Raw genomic sequence first — 15,366 nt, 5'->3', positions numbered from 1 at the left:
TCAATCCCCCTTTGTTGGACGAACGCAAGGGCAGAGTAAAGAAGGGATTTTGAAATTGCAAAGAAAATCTAAAGTCCTGACAAAGAGACGCAATTATGGATGCCCTGTCCCAACTTGCAGACTGTAGGCATCCCAAAATACCTTCAAAGATAGAAGGAATAGGACCGCGAGAAGAATGCGTCGACGAGGCTTTTCCGGTACCCGATGCTGCCAACGACGGGCAAAATAGCTCGAAATCCAGGCACCGAGCACGAGAACCAGAGACTTTTCCGCATGTACTTGCCCCCAAACCCAGGGCTGACCGGCTTCTGGCCAGCTGACAAATGCCAGCGCCCCAAATGAGGTGGTAAAGCACATGATGGCATTGGCCGTAGGAGACACTCGGGTGTGCTCCACCAGCCTCATGGCCATCATAAATGGAGACAGAATGACCCCTGAACCCACTCCGCTCAATCCTGAAGCCATGCCTGCAATCACACCGACCCCGGCTGCGATCCAGTTTTTGCCCTTGGCTTGAGAGATATCGCGAATTCCCGCCCAAGCGCGAATCACGAACACCAAAAGCAGGCTGGCCAGCAGATATTTTAGAAACACCGGTGACAGCCAGCGCGTGGCCCATCCGGCTGTATAGGAACCTACTGCCGTCATCGGCCCCATACGCAGGGCGATTTTCCACTCAATCACTTTCTTGCGCTGAAAGGCAATGGTGTTGTTGGCCACCACGAGTAGAATGGCAAACAGGCTGGTGGCAATGGTTTCGCGCACACCGAGATTTACGGCTAAGGGCAAAAGAGGAACGATGAGGACTCCACCCCCAACCCCAAACAGGGCAGAGAAGGCCCCAACCACAAAGCCAAGGGAGACAAGAAGATACAGCTCCATCATTTTAGTTGGCTGCCTTTTGCATGATCACACCCAATCCGAAGTGATCAGATCCAAAAAGATCGGACTCTTCACTTTGACCAGTAAACAATTCTGTCTTTAGAAGGACCTTATGGGATGTGCGATAAAAAAGATAATCAATTCGACGCGGTCGTCGCTCAGCTTCATGAGCCAAACTCAACAGACGACCGCGAATGGATTCAGGCCCAGCGTCCTCGTCCCAAGTAAAGCCACCTTGAAATCCGTCGTTAAAGGCGTGATTCTCTTCATTACCCTGATGAGACCAAGTGAGTCCTGGCAGCGCCTGACCCGAAGCCAACCAGGAATCCTGAAAACCCGCGGAATGCATCATGCGCACCACAGGACTCGCCGGGCTGGAGTTAAAGTCACCGGCCACCAGCACGAGGTCGTACTTGGAGCTGAGACTTTCGATCTTAAGCAAAAGGCGGTTAACCTCCTTTTCCCGACGGACATCTCCCTTTAGAAGTTGCCGCTGCAAAATGCGCCTTTCGCTTTCGAGCAGTTCACCTTCCTGTACCGCTCGATTGAGGATCAAGTTCCAGCTGTTGTCATATTCCAAGCCATGATGAAGGTGGACATTTGCCAGCAATACTCTCCCCCAGCTTGGATGCTCCATTTCGCCAAACAAAGCATAACGGGATTCACGGAGTTGAAAGGAGAAGAGTCCCTGGTTGGCCGGGCGATCACCGCTGAGCTGCTCACCTCCCAAACTCCGCAATCGCCATTTCTTGGGTGCGAGAATGACCTGCCCTGATTGGAGGTTAAATGGCGGGCCAAAGCCCAACAGTTTGATGCCACTGAGATCCATCTGACTGATGTGGTCTTTACCCAATTGTGAGGAGTAATAATAGGCAGCGGGGAAAAGTGGGTTTACTTCCTGAAGAAATAGCAAATCGGCCGACCACCTGCGCAGACATTCAATTTGCACCTGAGCTCTAGCCAGCTTTCGTTTTCTGGGCTCAAGCTCACCAAAAAAAAGCAGGCCCTGGCCGTCCAACCCATGCCACAGGTTGTAGGTGAGCAGTCGCACGGCCATTACCTCTCTTTAGTTATCAGGTTCGATTGTGAACCAAGGCGCGATCCACATCCTCGAAGGTCACCTGGATGGCATGACCAGAAGCTTCGGTCACAATCCCCAGACCAAACTTAGGATGCTGAATAGCTGTGTTAACAGCAAACTCCTGGGTCATTTTGTAGGGAACCACATCGCCATTCCCAAACTGATCCCGAAGTTCTGTCCACTTCTCGGAGTGTTTATCAGCAGCAGAACGACGGGTGGTTTTCTTTTTACCCGTTTTCTTTTTGGATGGAAGCTTGTAGGTCTTTTTTGACTTACAAACTTCGCACTCTACTTTTGCTGAAGTTTTTGTGGTGTGGGCGATAACGGTGAAAAACCGTTCACACTCACACTTTTTGCAGTCTAAACAAATTCGTTGGGCCACTGCGGGCAATTCTTTGATTTCATCCATAACCTATTGTCTCTAAGAAAGCTCCGCGGGTAAAGGGACCATTCAAGCTTCTGACTTTTAGCGTGGTGTATAAAGAGTGAGAGCCGCATCAAGGGGCTTCTTGCGGACTTCAGTCGCGCTGAGGAAGAACGGCCCCTCTCCCTCTTCAATCCTGGACTGAAGGTCCTTCAGACTGGAGTCCTGCTTGGGATCGACTTCAAATCCGGTAGCCTGAAATCGCTGGTTGAAGTCGTTTTCCACTTGAGCCAGACCAAAAAACTCCCGCCAATATTCGGTATTGGTCTTCAGGCGGTAAGTCAAGGTGCGGGCATAGGAGTGCAAAGGAGTGTAGGACGTCAAAATCTCAAAGGGCCCGTAGTGGCTGTGAAGCCGAACTGCTGGACTTTGCCATTGAGTCATCCCACAGCAGCTTTCAATATTCGCCTGCCACATACCAAAGGCCTTGGTCAGAAACCCCAAACCATAGAACCGGTGCTCCTTGGGAATCAGGGCATTAATGGACGATAGATTGTGCGCCACCCACTCCCCTTCTCCCATGCTGGGAATGATGATGAACAATGAAATAGGGGTCCATTCATTGCTAGGGTCCACAGTGAGTATGGTTTTGATCTCTTCCGGCAAGGTGGATGTCCGGTGAGCGAAGCCAGCCACAAATCCGGGCATCACAGCACAGTCGTAAAACACCCACCGGGGCATGGGCATGCCACTGGGGCCAAAGGCCATGGTCTCCATTTTCATGATCTGATCCCCAAATCCACGGGAACTCATATGCAAAGGATTTAGATAAAGAAGTTTGCCCGGAGGAAACCAATCCACATTGAGGACAGATCCCGGATTCTTGATACGGTTTTCCTCGCGAACGAAAACATAAGGACGAATATCATCCTTGTACATCCAGGAAAGACGGGCGTTGTTTTCCAATTCCGTAGCCATTCAGAAACCCTCTTTTACCCCGGAGTGTTGCCGACAATGCGGTATTTATGAAGAAGCGTCAGGGCTTCCTGAGGCTGCTCGACCACATCGAACAACTCATCCAGGCCCATGCTGATCATTCGTTGCTGCTGCATTTCCACCAGAGAATCAAGGAATCCCCTCCAGAAATCCAAAATATTCAAAATTATAAGGGGCTTTTGGGTCAACCCCAGCTGCCGGTGGGCCATCACTTCCATCAACTCATCCAAAGTACCCACTCCCCCGGGAAAGGCCAGAAAGGCGTCGGCCTTAGCCAGCATGGCTTCCTTTCTCTCCACCAAAGTATCCACGTGAATGAGTTCGGCCAGCCCCTGATGAATGATTTCTTGGTCTTCAAAAGCCCGAGGCATTATCCCTTTGACCACTCCCCCATGTTTAATCACGCTGTCAGCCAAGCGGCCCATGAGGCCGACGGACGCACCTCCATACCAAACTTCAAGGCCAGCCTCCGCCAATAGTCGCCCCAATATCTCTATTTCGGAAAAGAAAAAGGGCGACACGTGGTCACTGGCCGAGCAGAAGACGCAAACGCTGCCACTCATTTTTTGGGACCAATCATATCTTCCGGACACACCACCTGATCAAACTTGTCGCCGTCCAAAAGACCCAAACGAATGGCCTCTTCCCTCAAGGTGGAGTTGTTCTCGTAGGCCGTTTTGGCAATCTTGGCCGCGTTGTCATAGCCAATGTGAGGATTCAAGGCCGTCACCAACATCAGAGAGTTCTCCAGATGCTTCTTCACCTGGGCGCGGTTGGCCTCAATACCCACCATGCAGTTATCAGTGAAACTCTCACAGGCATCGGCAATCAGGCGCACCGAATTGAGGACGTTAAACACCATCACCGGCTTAAAGACATTCAGTTCAAAATGGCCCGTGCAACCGCCGACGGCCACGGCCATGTCGTTACCTATGACCTGGGCGCAAACCATCGTCATGGCTTCGCATTGGGTGGGATTCACTTTGCCAGGCATGATCGAGCTACCAGGCTCATTGGCGGGCAGAATGAGCTCACCTATGCCGCAGCGAGGACCACTTCCCAAAAGGCGGACGTCATTGGCCATTTTCATCAGACTGCAGGCCACAGTCTTGAGGGATCCACTCATTTGGACCAAGGCATCATGGGCAGCCAAGGCTTCGAATTTATTGGGTGCCGATTTAAAAGCCAAACCAGTTTCTTCAGCAATAAAGCCTGCTGCCTTATAGGCAAAATCTGGGTGGGTGTTCAAACCCGTCCCCACGGCGGTCCCACCCAGGGCCAAAAGGTAAACCTTTTGCAGAGCTTCTTCCACTCTCTCCATGCCAAAATCAAGTTGAGTGACGTAAGCTGAGAACTCCTGACCCAAAGTCAAAGGCGTGGCGTCCATCAAGTGGGTGCGACCAATCTTGACGATATCCTGAAATTCTTTGCGCTTGGACTCAGTGGCATCCCTGAGCTTCTTCATCATTGGCAACAGGCGGTTTTTCACCTGCTCTCCTACGGCAATGTGCATGGCCGTCGGGAAGGTGTCGTTAGAGGACTGGGCCTTGTTCACGTCATCGTTTGGGTGGATCTCTTTCCCCCCCAATGTGCCGCCCTTGAGTTGAATTGCCCGGTTGGCTATCACTTCGTTGCTATTCATGTTGGTTTGGGTTCCACTCCCCGTCTGCCAAACAACCAAAGGAAAGTGCTCATCCAATTCCCCAGAGATCACTTCGTCAGCCGCCTTGATGATGAACTCGGCCTTGTTTTTATCCAGGAGTCCCAGCTCCTGATTGGCCCGCGCGGCCGATTTTTTAAGAACGCCCAAGGCACGAATCATCTCCCGTGGGAACCGATCACCGCCAATTTTGAAGTTCTGAAGACTCCTTTGGGTTTGGGCTCCCCACAACCGATCTGAGGGCACCTTGATCTCGCCAATGCTGTCTTTTTCCACACGGAATTCCACCTGGGACCTCCTTCTCGGGCACTTGTTGTTTGTAGATTTGGGAAAGTAATCCTATTACCCATGGAAATCAGCCCCTTTTTCGCACTAGCGCAGCGCCCAAAAAAGCGCTGGACACAACCCCAAGGGGGCGGCAGATTGGGGGCTTTGGAGGTGACCCCATGGCAAAGCGGTACTGGCTGATGAAGTCCGAGCCGGATGTGTTTTCAATTGCTGACCTAAAACAGAAAAAGACCTCCCTCTGGGATGGGGTGCGCAATTACCAAGCCCGCAACTTTATGATGAAGGACATGAAGGTTGGTGATGAAATTCTTTTTTATCACTCCAACGCCAAGCCTCCTGGTGTGGCCGGAACGGCCGTGGTCTCGGCAGCCGCTATTCCTGACCCAACGGCACTCGACAAAAACTCCAAGTACTTTGATCCTAAGGCGAGCAAAGAAAACCCCATCTGGTACTGTGTCGAGGTGAAGTTTCGCGCCGCCTTTGCGGGGATCTTGGGCCTCGATGAAATGAAGAAAATGAAGCCGCTTAAGAACATGATGGTCATCAAAAAGGGCATGAGGCTCTCCATTCAACCGGTCACCCCCGGTGAGTTCAAAGCCGTCGTCGACTGGGCCCAGAGTCACGATTAGGCGCGCACATGTTTGTTGCTCTGGCCCCAATGGAAGGCGTGGTGGACGCCATTATGCGTGATCTGCTCACTTCGGTGGGCGGCATCGACCAATGCACCACGGAATTTGTACGCGTCACCGACCGGGAGATTCCCGATCACGTCTTTCACAAGTACTGCCCTGAACTTCTCTCAGGAGGAAAGACCCCTTCCGGGGTGCCCGTCTATGTGCAGCTGTTGGGCGGAAAACCGGAATGGCTGGCGGTCAACGCCCTTCGCGCCTATGAGTTGGGCGCACCGGGAATTGATTTGAACTTTGGCTGTCCAGCAAAGACAGTGAATCGCCACGATGGGGGCGCCACTCTTCTTAAAAACCCTCATCGCCTCTTCGACGTGGTTTTTGCGGTTCGCCAGGCGGTACCTCCTGAGTGTCCGGTGACGGCGAAAGTCAGACTTGGTTTTGCCGACAAAACCTTGGCAATCGAGATTGCTCAGGCCGTGGACCAAGCCGAAGCATCCCGCCTCACCATTCACGCCCGCACCCGGGCTGAGGGTTATCAACCTCCCGCTCATTGGGAATACATCGGGCTGATGCGCGAAGCCGTTCAGGTACCGGTGGTGGCCAACGGAGATATTTGGAACGCAAAGGACTACGATTTGTGTGTGAGAGCCTCTGGTTGTCCGGATGTGGCCTTGGGGCGTCCTTTGATTGCCTTTCCGGATTTGGCCCGAGTTCTCAAAGCCCATTTATTTAATGAACCCTATACCCCTCTCCACTGGTCTGATATTCAAGACCGCCTGCTTATTCCTTTTCTTGACCGCTGTTCAAGAGGCCGACACTCGGGCTTTGCCCTTAATCGCGGGAAACAATGGCTGCGCCAGCTGGCTCGTCAGTACTCCAGTGCTCAGAGTGTATTTGAGAGAGCAAAACGTGTGAACTCCTTAGAGGATTTTCGCCAAATCCTACTTGCTAATTCCACAGACCAACTGTCCTGATCTCTATTTTGAAATTTTGCCGAAGCCACTCGACCGTCTTAGCGGAATAAAAACACACGTGAGTGGGGTCGTGGTGGTATCCCCACTTTTTAAACTCTTCCATCGTAGGGGGGCGCCAACCCGTGCGCAAGATGACCTTGCCATCGGGCTTGAGGAGTTGGGAGATTTTGTACCAGTCCTGGTGAGGCTCGTAAAAGTGTTCGGCGGACTCACAGCTGATCACATAGTCAAAGCGATGCTTGGGCTCTAAGGGAAGATTCGGGTAGAAAAAAGGATCATAGCTTTCCACTGATAGATCGTGGCCGCTCCATAGCGTTTCAATTCCCGTTGTTGGGCCACAGCCATAATCAAGAACAAGCACGGGCTCTGAATTCTCAGCCTTTTCATCAATGATGGGCTGAACCACTAGCGACAAGTACTTTTCGTAGCGAGGATCACCCGGGTCGTTGTTGTGACTGAGATAGCGTTCTCTTTCACTACCAGGGTCAGGTCTTTGTTGAGGATCGAGAAAGACCAGGTCACAATCAGGACACCACCAATAGTGCCGTTTGGTGTTTTCAATGTAACAATAAGGCCGGACCTGAGAGGGGGACTTGGGCCAATCACCCCCAACCAATCGCAGCCCGGAACACATTGGACAACTCACCACCCAGGCCCTCTCATTTGCCGCGCCGCGGGCGTATTAAATTCATGACCAGACTTAGGCCTCATGACTCTCCTTGACTCCCTGAAGAATCCTTGAAAAATGAGCCATCAGTTTCGATAATACAAGCACTTTCATTGAGTCCAACAGCAGGAGAGCACCTTGTCTGCCAACGGAAAAGCGGGACTACCCTGGATCATCGGCGCCGGAATTGTTGGTGCCGATATCGGCACCTCAGTTTTTTATGGAACGGGAATTCTCTACCCCATCGTGGGCTATCTGGCTCCCATTTTTGTCCTCATCTGCTGCCTGATGATGTGGCTGTTTAAGCGCACCTATGAAGAGGGTTTGGCCATGAGTCCCTACAATGGTGGTGCTTATTCTATGATTTTGCGGAGCATGGGCCGAAGAGCAGCGGTCTTGGCCGGAGCCCTCACCTTTGTCTCCTACCTGGCAACGGCTGCCGTCAGTGCTTTGTCGGGAGGTTTTTATCTCTCCTCACTCTTTGGTGGCTTTTCCAGCTCAACAGTTGTCTTGCTGTCCTTTATTCCTCTGATCTTGTTTGGTCTGCTCAACACCAGGGGCATCAAAGAACCAGCTAAACTTGTCACTCTCGTGGCCATCTTTCACTTTGCACTTTTGCTGATCATGGTGGTGTGGAGTTTGGGTTACACCGTCTTCAATTGGTCGTTGATTGATTTTGCCAAATTCAAGATGATTCATCCGACCAAGGAAATCACTTTTCCAATGGTGATGTATGGATTCGCCGCCGCCTTTTTGGGTATTACTGGTTTTGAATCTGCTGCACAGATTGTTGAAGAGCTTGAAGCGCCTGCGATGAAGACCGTGCGCTACCTCTATCGGGCGGTGGTGGTCTTGGTGTCTCTCACGGCTCCTTTTATCTCCTTCTTTTGTCTCCTGCTGCTCACTCCCGAACAGGTCAATAGCGATTTGAATTACTTGCTATCTGGCTTAGCCGACCACCTGGGTGGCCGGGTTTTCCTCGCCATCGTTGTCATAGATGCCACTCTGACTCTGTTTGCGGCCACCAACACCGCATTCGTGGGCTTTATTGGTCTTGCCACGACAATGGCTAAACAGGGAAATCTGCCAGAGGTCTTGCTCTATCGGTTGGCGCATAAATTTCCCACCATTCAAGGTTATCCGGCGATTGCCCTGCCCTTTATGGTGGTCTCCATGATGATGTCGGCCCTGGTCGCTGGTGAAGTGGACATCGTCGCAAAAGTTTATGAAATTTCCTTCCTCGGTGTGATGGTGAGTTTTTGCATTGGCGTCGTCCTGATGCGCAACCGCCCCATGCGCAGGGACACCCCTCAAGACTTTTTATCTAAGATTGTTCTTCATGTTCACAGTCGCTCAATTCCCGTTGGGCCTCTCTTTTCGGGGGTTGTTCTGGCTATAGCGGGAGCCATCCTCGTGCTTCACGCCAATGAAAGAAGCCTGTTGCTGTTGACTGTACTTTTAACAGGAACCCTGTTGGCAATGGCCTACTTCCGATGGGGGGTTTTGGAGCGACGGTTAGAAACCCGATCTGATCTCCGCCTTGGCCTTGGCAAATTTCGTGAGGACACCGACCTCCCCAATGATCTTCCCAAGTTTGTGTTGTGCACGGGTGGTACGGGCGCCCGGCGACTGATCACACGGGCCATTCAGGACATTCTCAAAAAGAAATCAGGACCGTTCGAACTCTTTATCTTTCATGCAGAAGAAGGAAAGGACCCGGAAGGCTTCTTTTTTCAGCTTCTACAGCGGGTGGTCTCCCAACAGGTAACCCCCATCTTTGCCAATGAAGATATCGTTTTGACAGTTAAAATCTTGCCCGGAAGTTTCACCGAAGGCCTTCAGACCCTTAAAAAGATGGTTAATTTCCAAAGTCTAATCTTTGGCACGGGACGAGATCCGAAGAATAGCCGAGAGTTGGCGGACAATATTTCCCAAGAGCTGGAATGTAACGTCATGACCATTTTGGTCTAAGGACTTGAACCCTCCTGCCAACATTGCTAAAAGACAGTCAATAATAAAGGAGCCGTTTACCATGGCTAAAGTAACCATTTACACTTGGACCGTATGTCCCTATTGCGTAAGAGCTAAGAATTTACTCAATGACAAGGGTGTGACTTTCGAAGAAATCAACTTGGACGGCAAGGACGACGAACTTCAGGCTTTACGTGCCCGTACTGGATTCAAAACCATCCCGCAGATTTTTATTGGTGAGGAGTTTATTGGTGGTTACTCGGACCTTGCGGCTCTGGAAGATGCCGACCAACTCGATGCCAAGCTCAACGCCTAAAGTCTATCTTAGATCGGTTTTCTCCATCATCGCCTGCTCCTGAGAAAAGAAGATATCGATGGCCTCAAGAAACTGGGGGTAGGTCTTTGCGCGACTGCAAAGGGCAAACAAGTGTTGACCAAAGACCAACCAAGGGTTGCAGGTGCGAATGTAAAACATCAGTTTTCGTATCCCCAAGTTTTCCGGGAAGTACTCGGCCATGATTTGTGTGAGGAGCTTAAGGGCTTCACCCATTTCCCGCCCCTCTTCCAGTGGAGTGCGGGGCGCTCGGCGGCCAACCATTGCCGCCGGCGGATCAAAACCCAAGTCCTCTCCGACTTGCCAAACCAGCCACGGGCGAGCAGTCAAAGCCCTTCCCACCATCACGGCGTCACAGGTGGTTTCTGTGAGCATCCTCTGAACATCACCTGCTGTTTGCACATCACCATTGCCGATCACCGGAACCTTCACCTGATCGCGGACAAATTTGATCTGGCTCCAATCGGCCTGTCCTCGCCGTTTTTGTTCAGCCGTTCGCGGGTGCATGGTCAACCAGGCTGCCCCAGCTTCTTCCAGGCGTTGAACAAACTTGGCTAGGAATTCCAAATCATTCTGGTGTCCAGCTCTAAGTTTCACACTCACCGGAACCCGAGCCACTTTGGTGGCCATTTCCGTGACCCGACCCGCGTAGTCCACATCACCCATCAAGGCCACTCCATAGTTGTGGCGCAGGGCCTTTTGGACGGGGCAACCCATGTTGATATCGACGGCCACGGCTCCCCAGTCCTCAAGCACTTCAATCGATTTGGCAATAGGGCCTGGTTCGTTTCCTAAAATCTGAGGGCAAAGATCGACTTCTTCGTCGGAACGAAAGGTCTCGGGAGTGGCCCCCACCTTTTCATTGGGCAGGCGACGGCTGTTGAGCATTTCGGTGGGGAAAAAAGCTTTCCCATCTTGCGGCCAGTAGTGCCTGACCAAGAGCCTCAGACCGATGTGGGACAAACCCACCATAGGAGCCAGGACCACGGGAAAATGGGCGCTGCCCTCCAGGGGCAGCGGACGAACATCAGAATTCATGCGCGGCAATATAGTGCAAAAGGAAGAAAGAGGAAAGGCCGGAGTCCTTGACCTTTTCCCCTCCTCGGGTGAAAACCCTTGGAATGAGTCAACAATTCTCAAAAATGAAGGTCGGGATTTTAGGTGGCGGCCAGCTGGCGCGAATGCTCATTCAACAGGGACAACGCCTGGGCCTGCGAATGCACGTCTTGTGTCCTGGAGAAGAGGACCCGGCCGCCCTGGTGACTCGCCATTGGCACCAAGGAAGTCCGACCAAGGAGTCCGACCTGAGACGGTTTTTTGCTCAAGTTGATGTGGTCACCTTTGAAAGTGAGTTCCTGGATGCTTTACAGCTCCAACAGGTAGCCGAGGGAACAGGAACGCCCCTTTTTCCCCGACCGGAATTGATGGGAAAACTCCAAGATAGATTGATCCAAAAGCAGCTCCTAGAGAAATACAAAATTACCACCTCTCCGTTTATGGAGGTCTCTAATCGCAACCAACTGGATGAGGCTTTGCAAAAATTCCCGAAAGGTCTGGTGTTGAAAAAGCGCCGCTTTGGTTATGATGGCTACGGCACTTTTATTGTTCGCAATCGGCAAAATGCGAGTAAGGTCGAAGGGCTCCTGAGTGAAGTTAAGGACGGCTTTATCGCCGAATCATTTGTGACCTTTCGCCGAGAATTGGCACTGATGGCCGTTCGCTCAATCAATGGTGAGGTCTCATTTTTGCCACTAGTGGAAAGCCAACAAAAGGATAATCGCTGTTTTTGGGTAAAAGGCCCTCTGCGCCACCGCTCCCTGGGTGCCATCACGAAGAAGATTAAGACTTTGCTTGGCGAAATTGACTACGTAGGTGCGATTGGTTTTGAGTTCTTTGATACCGCTCAAGGCTTGGTGGTCAATGAAGTGGCGCCCCGGGTGCATAACAGCGGCCATTACTCATTGGATGCTCTCAATTCTGACCAGTTTACCCTGCATATTAAAGCCCTATTGGGTATGAAGTTAGGTACGGTGGAATTGCGCAAGCCGGGCTTTGCCATGCTCAACCTCTTGGGAGAAATGGGGGGCCCTCCAACATGGAACCTTCCTCCCAACCTGAATCTGCACTGGTATGGAAAAAGTGACAATCGACCGGGACGTAAAATGGGTCACCTCACCGCATTAGGAAGTGGGCCTCAGACGGCCCTAGCCCGCTTGTTAAAAGCCAAGAAGGAGTTTCATCTATGAGTTCAGCCAAACCACGCGTGGCCATCATAATGGGGAGCGACTCGGACCTGCCAAAAATGGAGCTGGCTGAAACAATATTGTCAGATTTCAAAATTCCCTACGAAATTAAAATTGTGTCTGCTCATCGCACGCCGCGCTTTATGCAAACCTGGGCAACCAAGGCCAAATCACGGGGCATCCAGGTCATCATTGCCGGGGCTGGTGGTGCCGCCCATTTGCCAGGCATGGTGGCCTCACTCACCCCTCTCCCTGTCATTGGCGTCCCCATTCTGGTTGGAAAACTGGATGGACTCGATGCACTCTTGTCGATTGCACAAATGCCAAAGGGCGTTCCTGTGGCCACCATGGCAGTGGACAATTCATTTAACGCTGGTCTACTGGCTGCGCGCATTCTGGGCCTGCAAGACAAGCGCATCGCAAAAAAGCTTATCGATTTCGAAGCCAATCAAAGAAAGAAAGTGGGCAGAGCCAACGGCCGGCTAAAAAAAAGATCCTCTCAGCCCAGCGCCTCAAAGTGAAACTATCTCTCTAAAGTCTGATTGTTTTAATTGGATATGGACATTGATCCGGCGCAAGGTCGAGGGCGACCATCCCCAATTGAAACAACAGTATGCTAACTCCGTTAAAACCTCTTCATTTCTTCAACCCACTGGGGTGATTTGCCGATATTCATTATGGCTAAAAAACAAATGAAGGAGCCCGTCCATGTCTGAAGCCCAAGAGCAAAAAGAAACCATCCTCATTGCTGAAGATTCTCCACCTAACCGAAAGATTCTCAGTCACTTGCTCAAAAAACTCGACTACAACGTCATTGAGTGTGTTGACGGTGAAGAGGCCTGGGAACACTATCTGAAAGAGGGCACTGTAGATGGTCTGGTTGCAATCCTTTCGGACATCATGATGCCGAACATGGATGGGCTGGGGCTTCTGAAGCACGTTCGCGAGGAGAGCCAATACAAAGACGTACCCTTTGTCCTGATCACAGCGGTTTCTGACAAGGACTATATCATTCAAGCCAAATCTCTTAATGTGAATGGCTACATCCTTAAACCTGTCACTTTTCAGCGTGTCACGTCGAAACTCAAAGAATTGTTTCCAGCTAAAGTCTTTCCGAAACTAGCTGGTTAGAGACAGTTTATGAGAGAGTGAGCAAGCCTATGGGTGCGGCACCAAAACTCAGCCATGAATATCTGCTCAGTAAGTTGGACGAACTGCCAACTCTCCCCACTATTGTCTACGAACTCAGCCAGGTGATCAGCGACCCCATGTCTTCCACCTCAGATGTCGAAAAGATCATGGAAAATGACGTGAGCTTGACGACCAAGGTTTTAAAGCTGGTCAACTCAGCCTATTACGCCATCCCAGGTGGCGTGAGCAATCTCGGCCGAGCCATTGCCTACATTGGTTTTGATACGGTTCACCAATTGGTTCTCTCGGCATCCATCATCAATGCTTTAGATGTTAAAGGCCCAAGTGAGTTTGATATGAACCAGTTCTGGACTCACTCGGTGGGAGTTGGAATCGCTTCTGAGACCATCGCCAAAGCTGCTGGTCACGCCACACCGGCTGACTTGTTTACTTGTGGGCTGGTTCATGACATGGGAAAGGTGGCTCTGTTTACCATCGACCGTGAAGCGATGATCAAGATTGTTCACAAGGCCAATGAGGAGCAGACCTCTTACAATGAAGCCGAAAAAGCCCTTGGTATTCCCGAACACACCGAAATTGGCAAAATGTTGGCTGAAAAATGGCGTCTCCCGGGACAGATTCAGGCCGTGGCCAATTACCATCACCAAGACAACAACATGAAGCGCGGAGGCATTTCCGCTGATTTGAATCAGGTGGTGGACATCGTATTTTTGGCCAACCTCCTCACTCACGCTTTAAAATTTGGCAACTCCGGTCACCATAAAATTAACGGGGTCAATCCGGAAGTGATGAAGCGATTGACCATTGATCCGCAAACCGGATTTAAAAAACTATTGGTTGAACTTAAGGCTAGTCTGGAACGGGCTGCCGATTTTGTTCGCGTCATCGGCGGGGCCTAACAGAATGTCAAGATTATCGGAAGCTAACCATCTTAAGCTCCACACCATGCTGTCTGAAGAGGCTATTTTGGGGATTCTAGTGTTCACCGCCGATGGTCGCCATTGCCTTTATGTGAACAAACTGGGACGAGAACTGTTGGAAATCCCCAACGGCACGGATCTGGACCAAATTGAGGTCTCAAGCCTTTTTCCCGCCAAGGTGCGCCCCGAGTTCAGGGCCCTCAACCAGGATCTACTGGGCAACGAGGGGCTCTATCAGGATGTGGTCATCTGCAAACAAAACACCACCACCTTTATAGCCAATTTGGGTGTTAAGAAGATCCATCTGGAAGGCACGGAGTGTGTCACTCTGATGTTCCAAGATATCACTGTGCAGAAGAAGCTTCAGAGGGACATCACGGCCAAGCAGATCGAAATCAAGGCCGCCTTTGAGGAACTCCTCAATCAGAACAAGCAGCTTAAAGAACTGGATCTGGCTAAGGATCGCTTTATTGCGTTGACCACTCACGAACTTCGCACTCCCCTGTCGGCCATGGTGGCTTCGGCTGAAATTCTCCAATTGGGGCTGTTTGACACAGATGAAGAACGGACCGAGTTCATTGGCATGATTTACGAGCAGGGCCAGCATCTGGTGGCTTTGGTGAATGACATTCTTGATTTTGCCAAAATTCAGGCTGGCAAAATGGATCTTTTTGTCAGTCACAGCGATCTCTCAGCCTTGGCAGCCGGCCTCACGGAAAACTTCGAAGGCATGGCCGAGGGCTCTAACATCCAGATCGCCTATAAGCCAGAGGATAATGGAAGCTGTGAATGCTATTTTGATGAGTTAAGAATCAAACAGGTTTTCTCCAATATTGTCACCAACGCCATCAAGTACAACCGCGAGGGTGGACAAGTGGAAATCTGGACCGATGGATCCGATCCCGATTTCGTCAAATTGTTCGTTAAAGACACGGGCAAAGGCATTGCCCAAGACGAGCTGGACAAAGTCTTTAACGAATTTGAAACTCTCGGCAAGGTGGCTCTCCATCACAAAGGCACCGGTTTGGGAATGCCCATTACCAAACGCCTAATGGAGGCCATGGGTGGTACCATCAAAGTGACGAGTGAAATCGGCGTGGGCTCGACCTTTTGGATTGAAATTCCAAGGGCTCAGGTTCTGGATATGGAACTCTACCGGGACCGCCCAAAAGAAGCCGATGATTTGGCCGCCTAAGAGGCTCCTT

At 51.1% G+C, this 15,366-nt stretch carries 17 protein-coding genes; 9 read left to right on the top strand and 8 right to left on the bottom strand.

What is annotated here, in order from left to right:
• Positions 1–93: 93 nt before the first annotated feature.
• From H6624_02230 to fumC, 6 genes are read right to left on the bottom strand one after another with little or no spacing between them, the layout of a single operon-like run.
• A complete protein-coding gene (locus H6624_02230; GenBank protein ID MCB9083128.1) occupies positions 94–885 on the bottom strand; it encodes a sulfite exporter TauE/SafE family protein in 792 nt (263 codons plus the stop codon).
• A gap of 1 nt (position 886) precedes the next feature.
• The gene (locus H6624_02225; protein ID MCB9083127.1) at positions 887–1,939 is read right to left on the bottom strand and encodes an endonuclease/exonuclease/phosphatase family protein; all 1,053 of its coding nucleotides are present in this window, start codon (positions 1,937–1,939) and stop codon (positions 887–889) included.
• Between the two features lie 16 nt (positions 1,940–1,955).
• Positions 1,956–2,372, bottom strand: coding sequence for a hypothetical protein (locus tag H6624_02220; GenBank protein MCB9083126.1), 417 nt, complete (start codon positions 2,370–2,372; stop codon positions 1,956–1,958).
• Positions 2,373–2,429: 57 nt separating this feature from the next.
• Positions 2,430–3,305, bottom strand: a complete 876-nt coding sequence (locus H6624_02215; GenBank protein ID MCB9083125.1) for a hypothetical protein — start codon at positions 3,303–3,305, stop codon at positions 2,430–2,432.
• 14 nt (positions 3,306–3,319) lie between these two features.
• Entirely contained in the window at positions 3,320–3,886 is a 567-nt protein-coding gene (locus H6624_02210; protein MCB9083124.1) for a TIGR00730 family Rossman fold protein, read from the bottom strand.
• Complete coding sequence (gene fumC / locus H6624_02205) at positions 3,883–5,271, bottom strand: class II fumarate hydratase (protein MCB9083123.1); 1,389 nt, start codon at positions 5,269–5,271, stop codon at positions 3,883–3,885. Before fumC ends, H6624_02210 begins: the two co-directional genes overlap by 4 nt.
• Positions 5,272–5,429: 158 nt before the next feature.
• Between fumC and H6624_02200 the strand changes: the two genes are divergently transcribed.
• Both H6624_02200 and H6624_02195 read left to right on the top strand, forming a co-directional pair.
• Entirely contained in the window at positions 5,430–5,900 is a 471-nt protein-coding gene (locus H6624_02200; protein MCB9083122.1) for an EVE domain-containing protein, read from the top strand.
• Positions 5,901–5,908: 8 nt separating this feature from the next.
• Positions 5,909–6,874: a tRNA-dihydrouridine synthase gene (locus H6624_02195; GenBank protein ID MCB9083121.1), complete on the top strand. Its 966-nt coding sequence runs from the start codon at positions 5,909–5,911 to the stop codon at positions 6,872–6,874.
• On the opposite strand, the gene H6624_02190 is transcribed toward H6624_02195, so the two are convergent.
• Positions 6,849–7,508 (bottom strand): methyltransferase domain-containing protein, encoded by a 660-nt coding sequence (locus H6624_02190; protein ID MCB9083120.1) that lies wholly within the window; start codon positions 7,506–7,508, stop codon positions 6,849–6,851. The genes H6624_02195 and H6624_02190 overlap by 26 nt on opposite strands.
• Before the next feature lie 171 nt (positions 7,509–7,679).
• Between H6624_02190 and H6624_02185 the strand changes: the two genes are divergently transcribed.
• Together H6624_02185 and grxC are read left to right on the top strand one after the other, a co-directional pair.
• Positions 7,680–9,512, top strand: a complete 1,833-nt coding sequence (locus tag H6624_02185) for an APC family permease (protein MCB9083119.1) — start codon at positions 7,680–7,682, stop codon at positions 9,510–9,512.
• A gap of 61 nt (positions 9,513–9,573) precedes the next feature.
• Positions 9,574–9,828, top strand: a complete 255-nt coding sequence (gene grxC / locus H6624_02180; GenBank protein MCB9083118.1) for a glutaredoxin 3 — start codon at positions 9,574–9,576, stop codon at positions 9,826–9,828.
• A gap of 3 nt (positions 9,829–9,831) precedes the next feature.
• Here grxC and H6624_02175 read toward each other — a convergent pair whose 3' ends face one another.
• Positions 9,832–10,884 (bottom strand): tRNA-dihydrouridine synthase family protein, encoded by a 1,053-nt coding sequence (locus H6624_02175; protein MCB9083117.1) that lies wholly within the window; start codon positions 10,882–10,884, stop codon positions 9,832–9,834.
• A gap of 83 nt (positions 10,885–10,967) precedes the next feature.
• Between H6624_02175 and H6624_02170 the strand changes: the two genes are divergently transcribed.
• The 5 genes from H6624_02170 (at position 10,968) to H6624_02150 (ending at position 15,356) form a co-directional block, all read left to right on the top strand.
• The gene (locus tag H6624_02170; GenBank protein MCB9083116.1) at positions 10,968–12,092 is read left to right on the top strand and encodes a 5-(carboxyamino)imidazole ribonucleotide synthase; all 1,125 of its coding nucleotides are present in this window, start codon (positions 10,968–10,970) and stop codon (positions 12,090–12,092) included.
• Positions 12,089–12,610 (top strand): 5-(carboxyamino)imidazole ribonucleotide mutase, encoded by a 522-nt coding sequence (gene purE, locus H6624_02165; protein ID MCB9083115.1) that lies wholly within the window; start codon positions 12,089–12,091, stop codon positions 12,608–12,610. Before H6624_02170 ends, purE begins: the two co-directional genes overlap by 4 nt.
• A gap of 187 nt (positions 12,611–12,797) precedes the next feature.
• Positions 12,798–13,220: a response regulator gene (locus H6624_02160; GenBank protein ID MCB9083114.1), complete on the top strand. Its 423-nt coding sequence runs from the start codon at positions 12,798–12,800 to the stop codon at positions 13,218–13,220.
• Positions 13,221–13,237: 17 nt separating this feature from the next.
• Entirely contained in the window at positions 13,238–14,140 is a 903-nt protein-coding gene (locus H6624_02155) for an HDOD domain-containing protein (protein MCB9083113.1), read from the top strand.
• Between the two features lie 4 nt (positions 14,141–14,144).
• Positions 14,145–15,356, top strand: a complete 1,212-nt coding sequence (locus H6624_02150) for a HAMP domain-containing histidine kinase (GenBank protein MCB9083112.1) — start codon at positions 14,145–14,147, stop codon at positions 15,354–15,356.
• Positions 15,357–15,366: the final 10 nt, after the last annotated feature.

This window comes from Pseudobdellovibrionaceae bacterium (assembly GCA_020635075.1).
Classification (GTDB): Bacteria; Bdellovibrionota; Bdellovibrionia; order Bdellovibrionales; family UBA1609; genus JADZEO01.
This window is presented reverse-complemented; position numbering and strand designations above follow the sequence as displayed.

Bases quoted from the DNA above. Each gene is read 5' to 3' on its own strand.
- H6624_02230 (MCB9083128.1), bottom strand. From the start codon at position 885: ATGATGGAGCTGTATCTTCTTGTCTCCCTTGGCTTTGTGGTTGGGGCC.
- H6624_02225 (MCB9083127.1), bottom strand. From the start codon at position 1,939: ATGGCCGTGCGACTGCTCACCTACAACCTGTGGCATGGGTTGGACGGC.
- H6624_02220 (MCB9083126.1), bottom strand. From the start codon at position 2,372: ATGGATGAAATCAAAGAATTGCCCGCAGTGGCCCAACGAATTTGTTTA.
- H6624_02215 (MCB9083125.1), bottom strand. From the start codon at position 3,305: ATGGCTACGGAATTGGAAAACAACGCCCGTCTTTCCTGGATGTACAAG.
- H6624_02210 (MCB9083124.1), bottom strand. From the start codon at position 3,886: ATGAGTGGCAGCGTTTGCGTCTTCTGCTCGGCCAGTGACCACGTGTCG.
- H6624_02200 (MCB9083122.1), top strand. From the start codon at position 5,430: ATGGCAAAGCGGTACTGGCTGATGAAGTCCGAGCCGGATGTGTTTTCA.
- H6624_02195 (MCB9083121.1), top strand. From the start codon at position 5,909: ATGTTTGTTGCTCTGGCCCCAATGGAAGGCGTGGTGGACGCCATTATG.
- H6624_02190 (MCB9083120.1), bottom strand. From the start codon at position 7,508: ATGTGTTCCGGGCTGCGATTGGTTGGGGGTGATTGGCCCAAGTCCCCC.
- grxC (MCB9083118.1), top strand. From the start codon at position 9,574: ATGGCTAAAGTAACCATTTACACTTGGACCGTATGTCCCTATTGCGTA.
- H6624_02175 (MCB9083117.1), bottom strand. From the start codon at position 10,884: ATGAATTCTGATGTTCGTCCGCTGCCCCTGGAGGGCAGCGCCCATTTT.
- H6624_02170 (MCB9083116.1), top strand. From the start codon at position 10,968: ATGAGTCAACAATTCTCAAAAATGAAGGTCGGGATTTTAGGTGGCGGC.
- purE (MCB9083115.1), top strand. From the start codon at position 12,089: ATGAGTTCAGCCAAACCACGCGTGGCCATCATAATGGGGAGCGACTCG.
- H6624_02160 (MCB9083114.1), top strand. From the start codon at position 12,798: ATGTCTGAAGCCCAAGAGCAAAAAGAAACCATCCTCATTGCTGAAGAT.
- H6624_02150 (MCB9083112.1), top strand. From the start codon at position 14,145: ATGTCAAGATTATCGGAAGCTAACCATCTTAAGCTCCACACCATGCTG.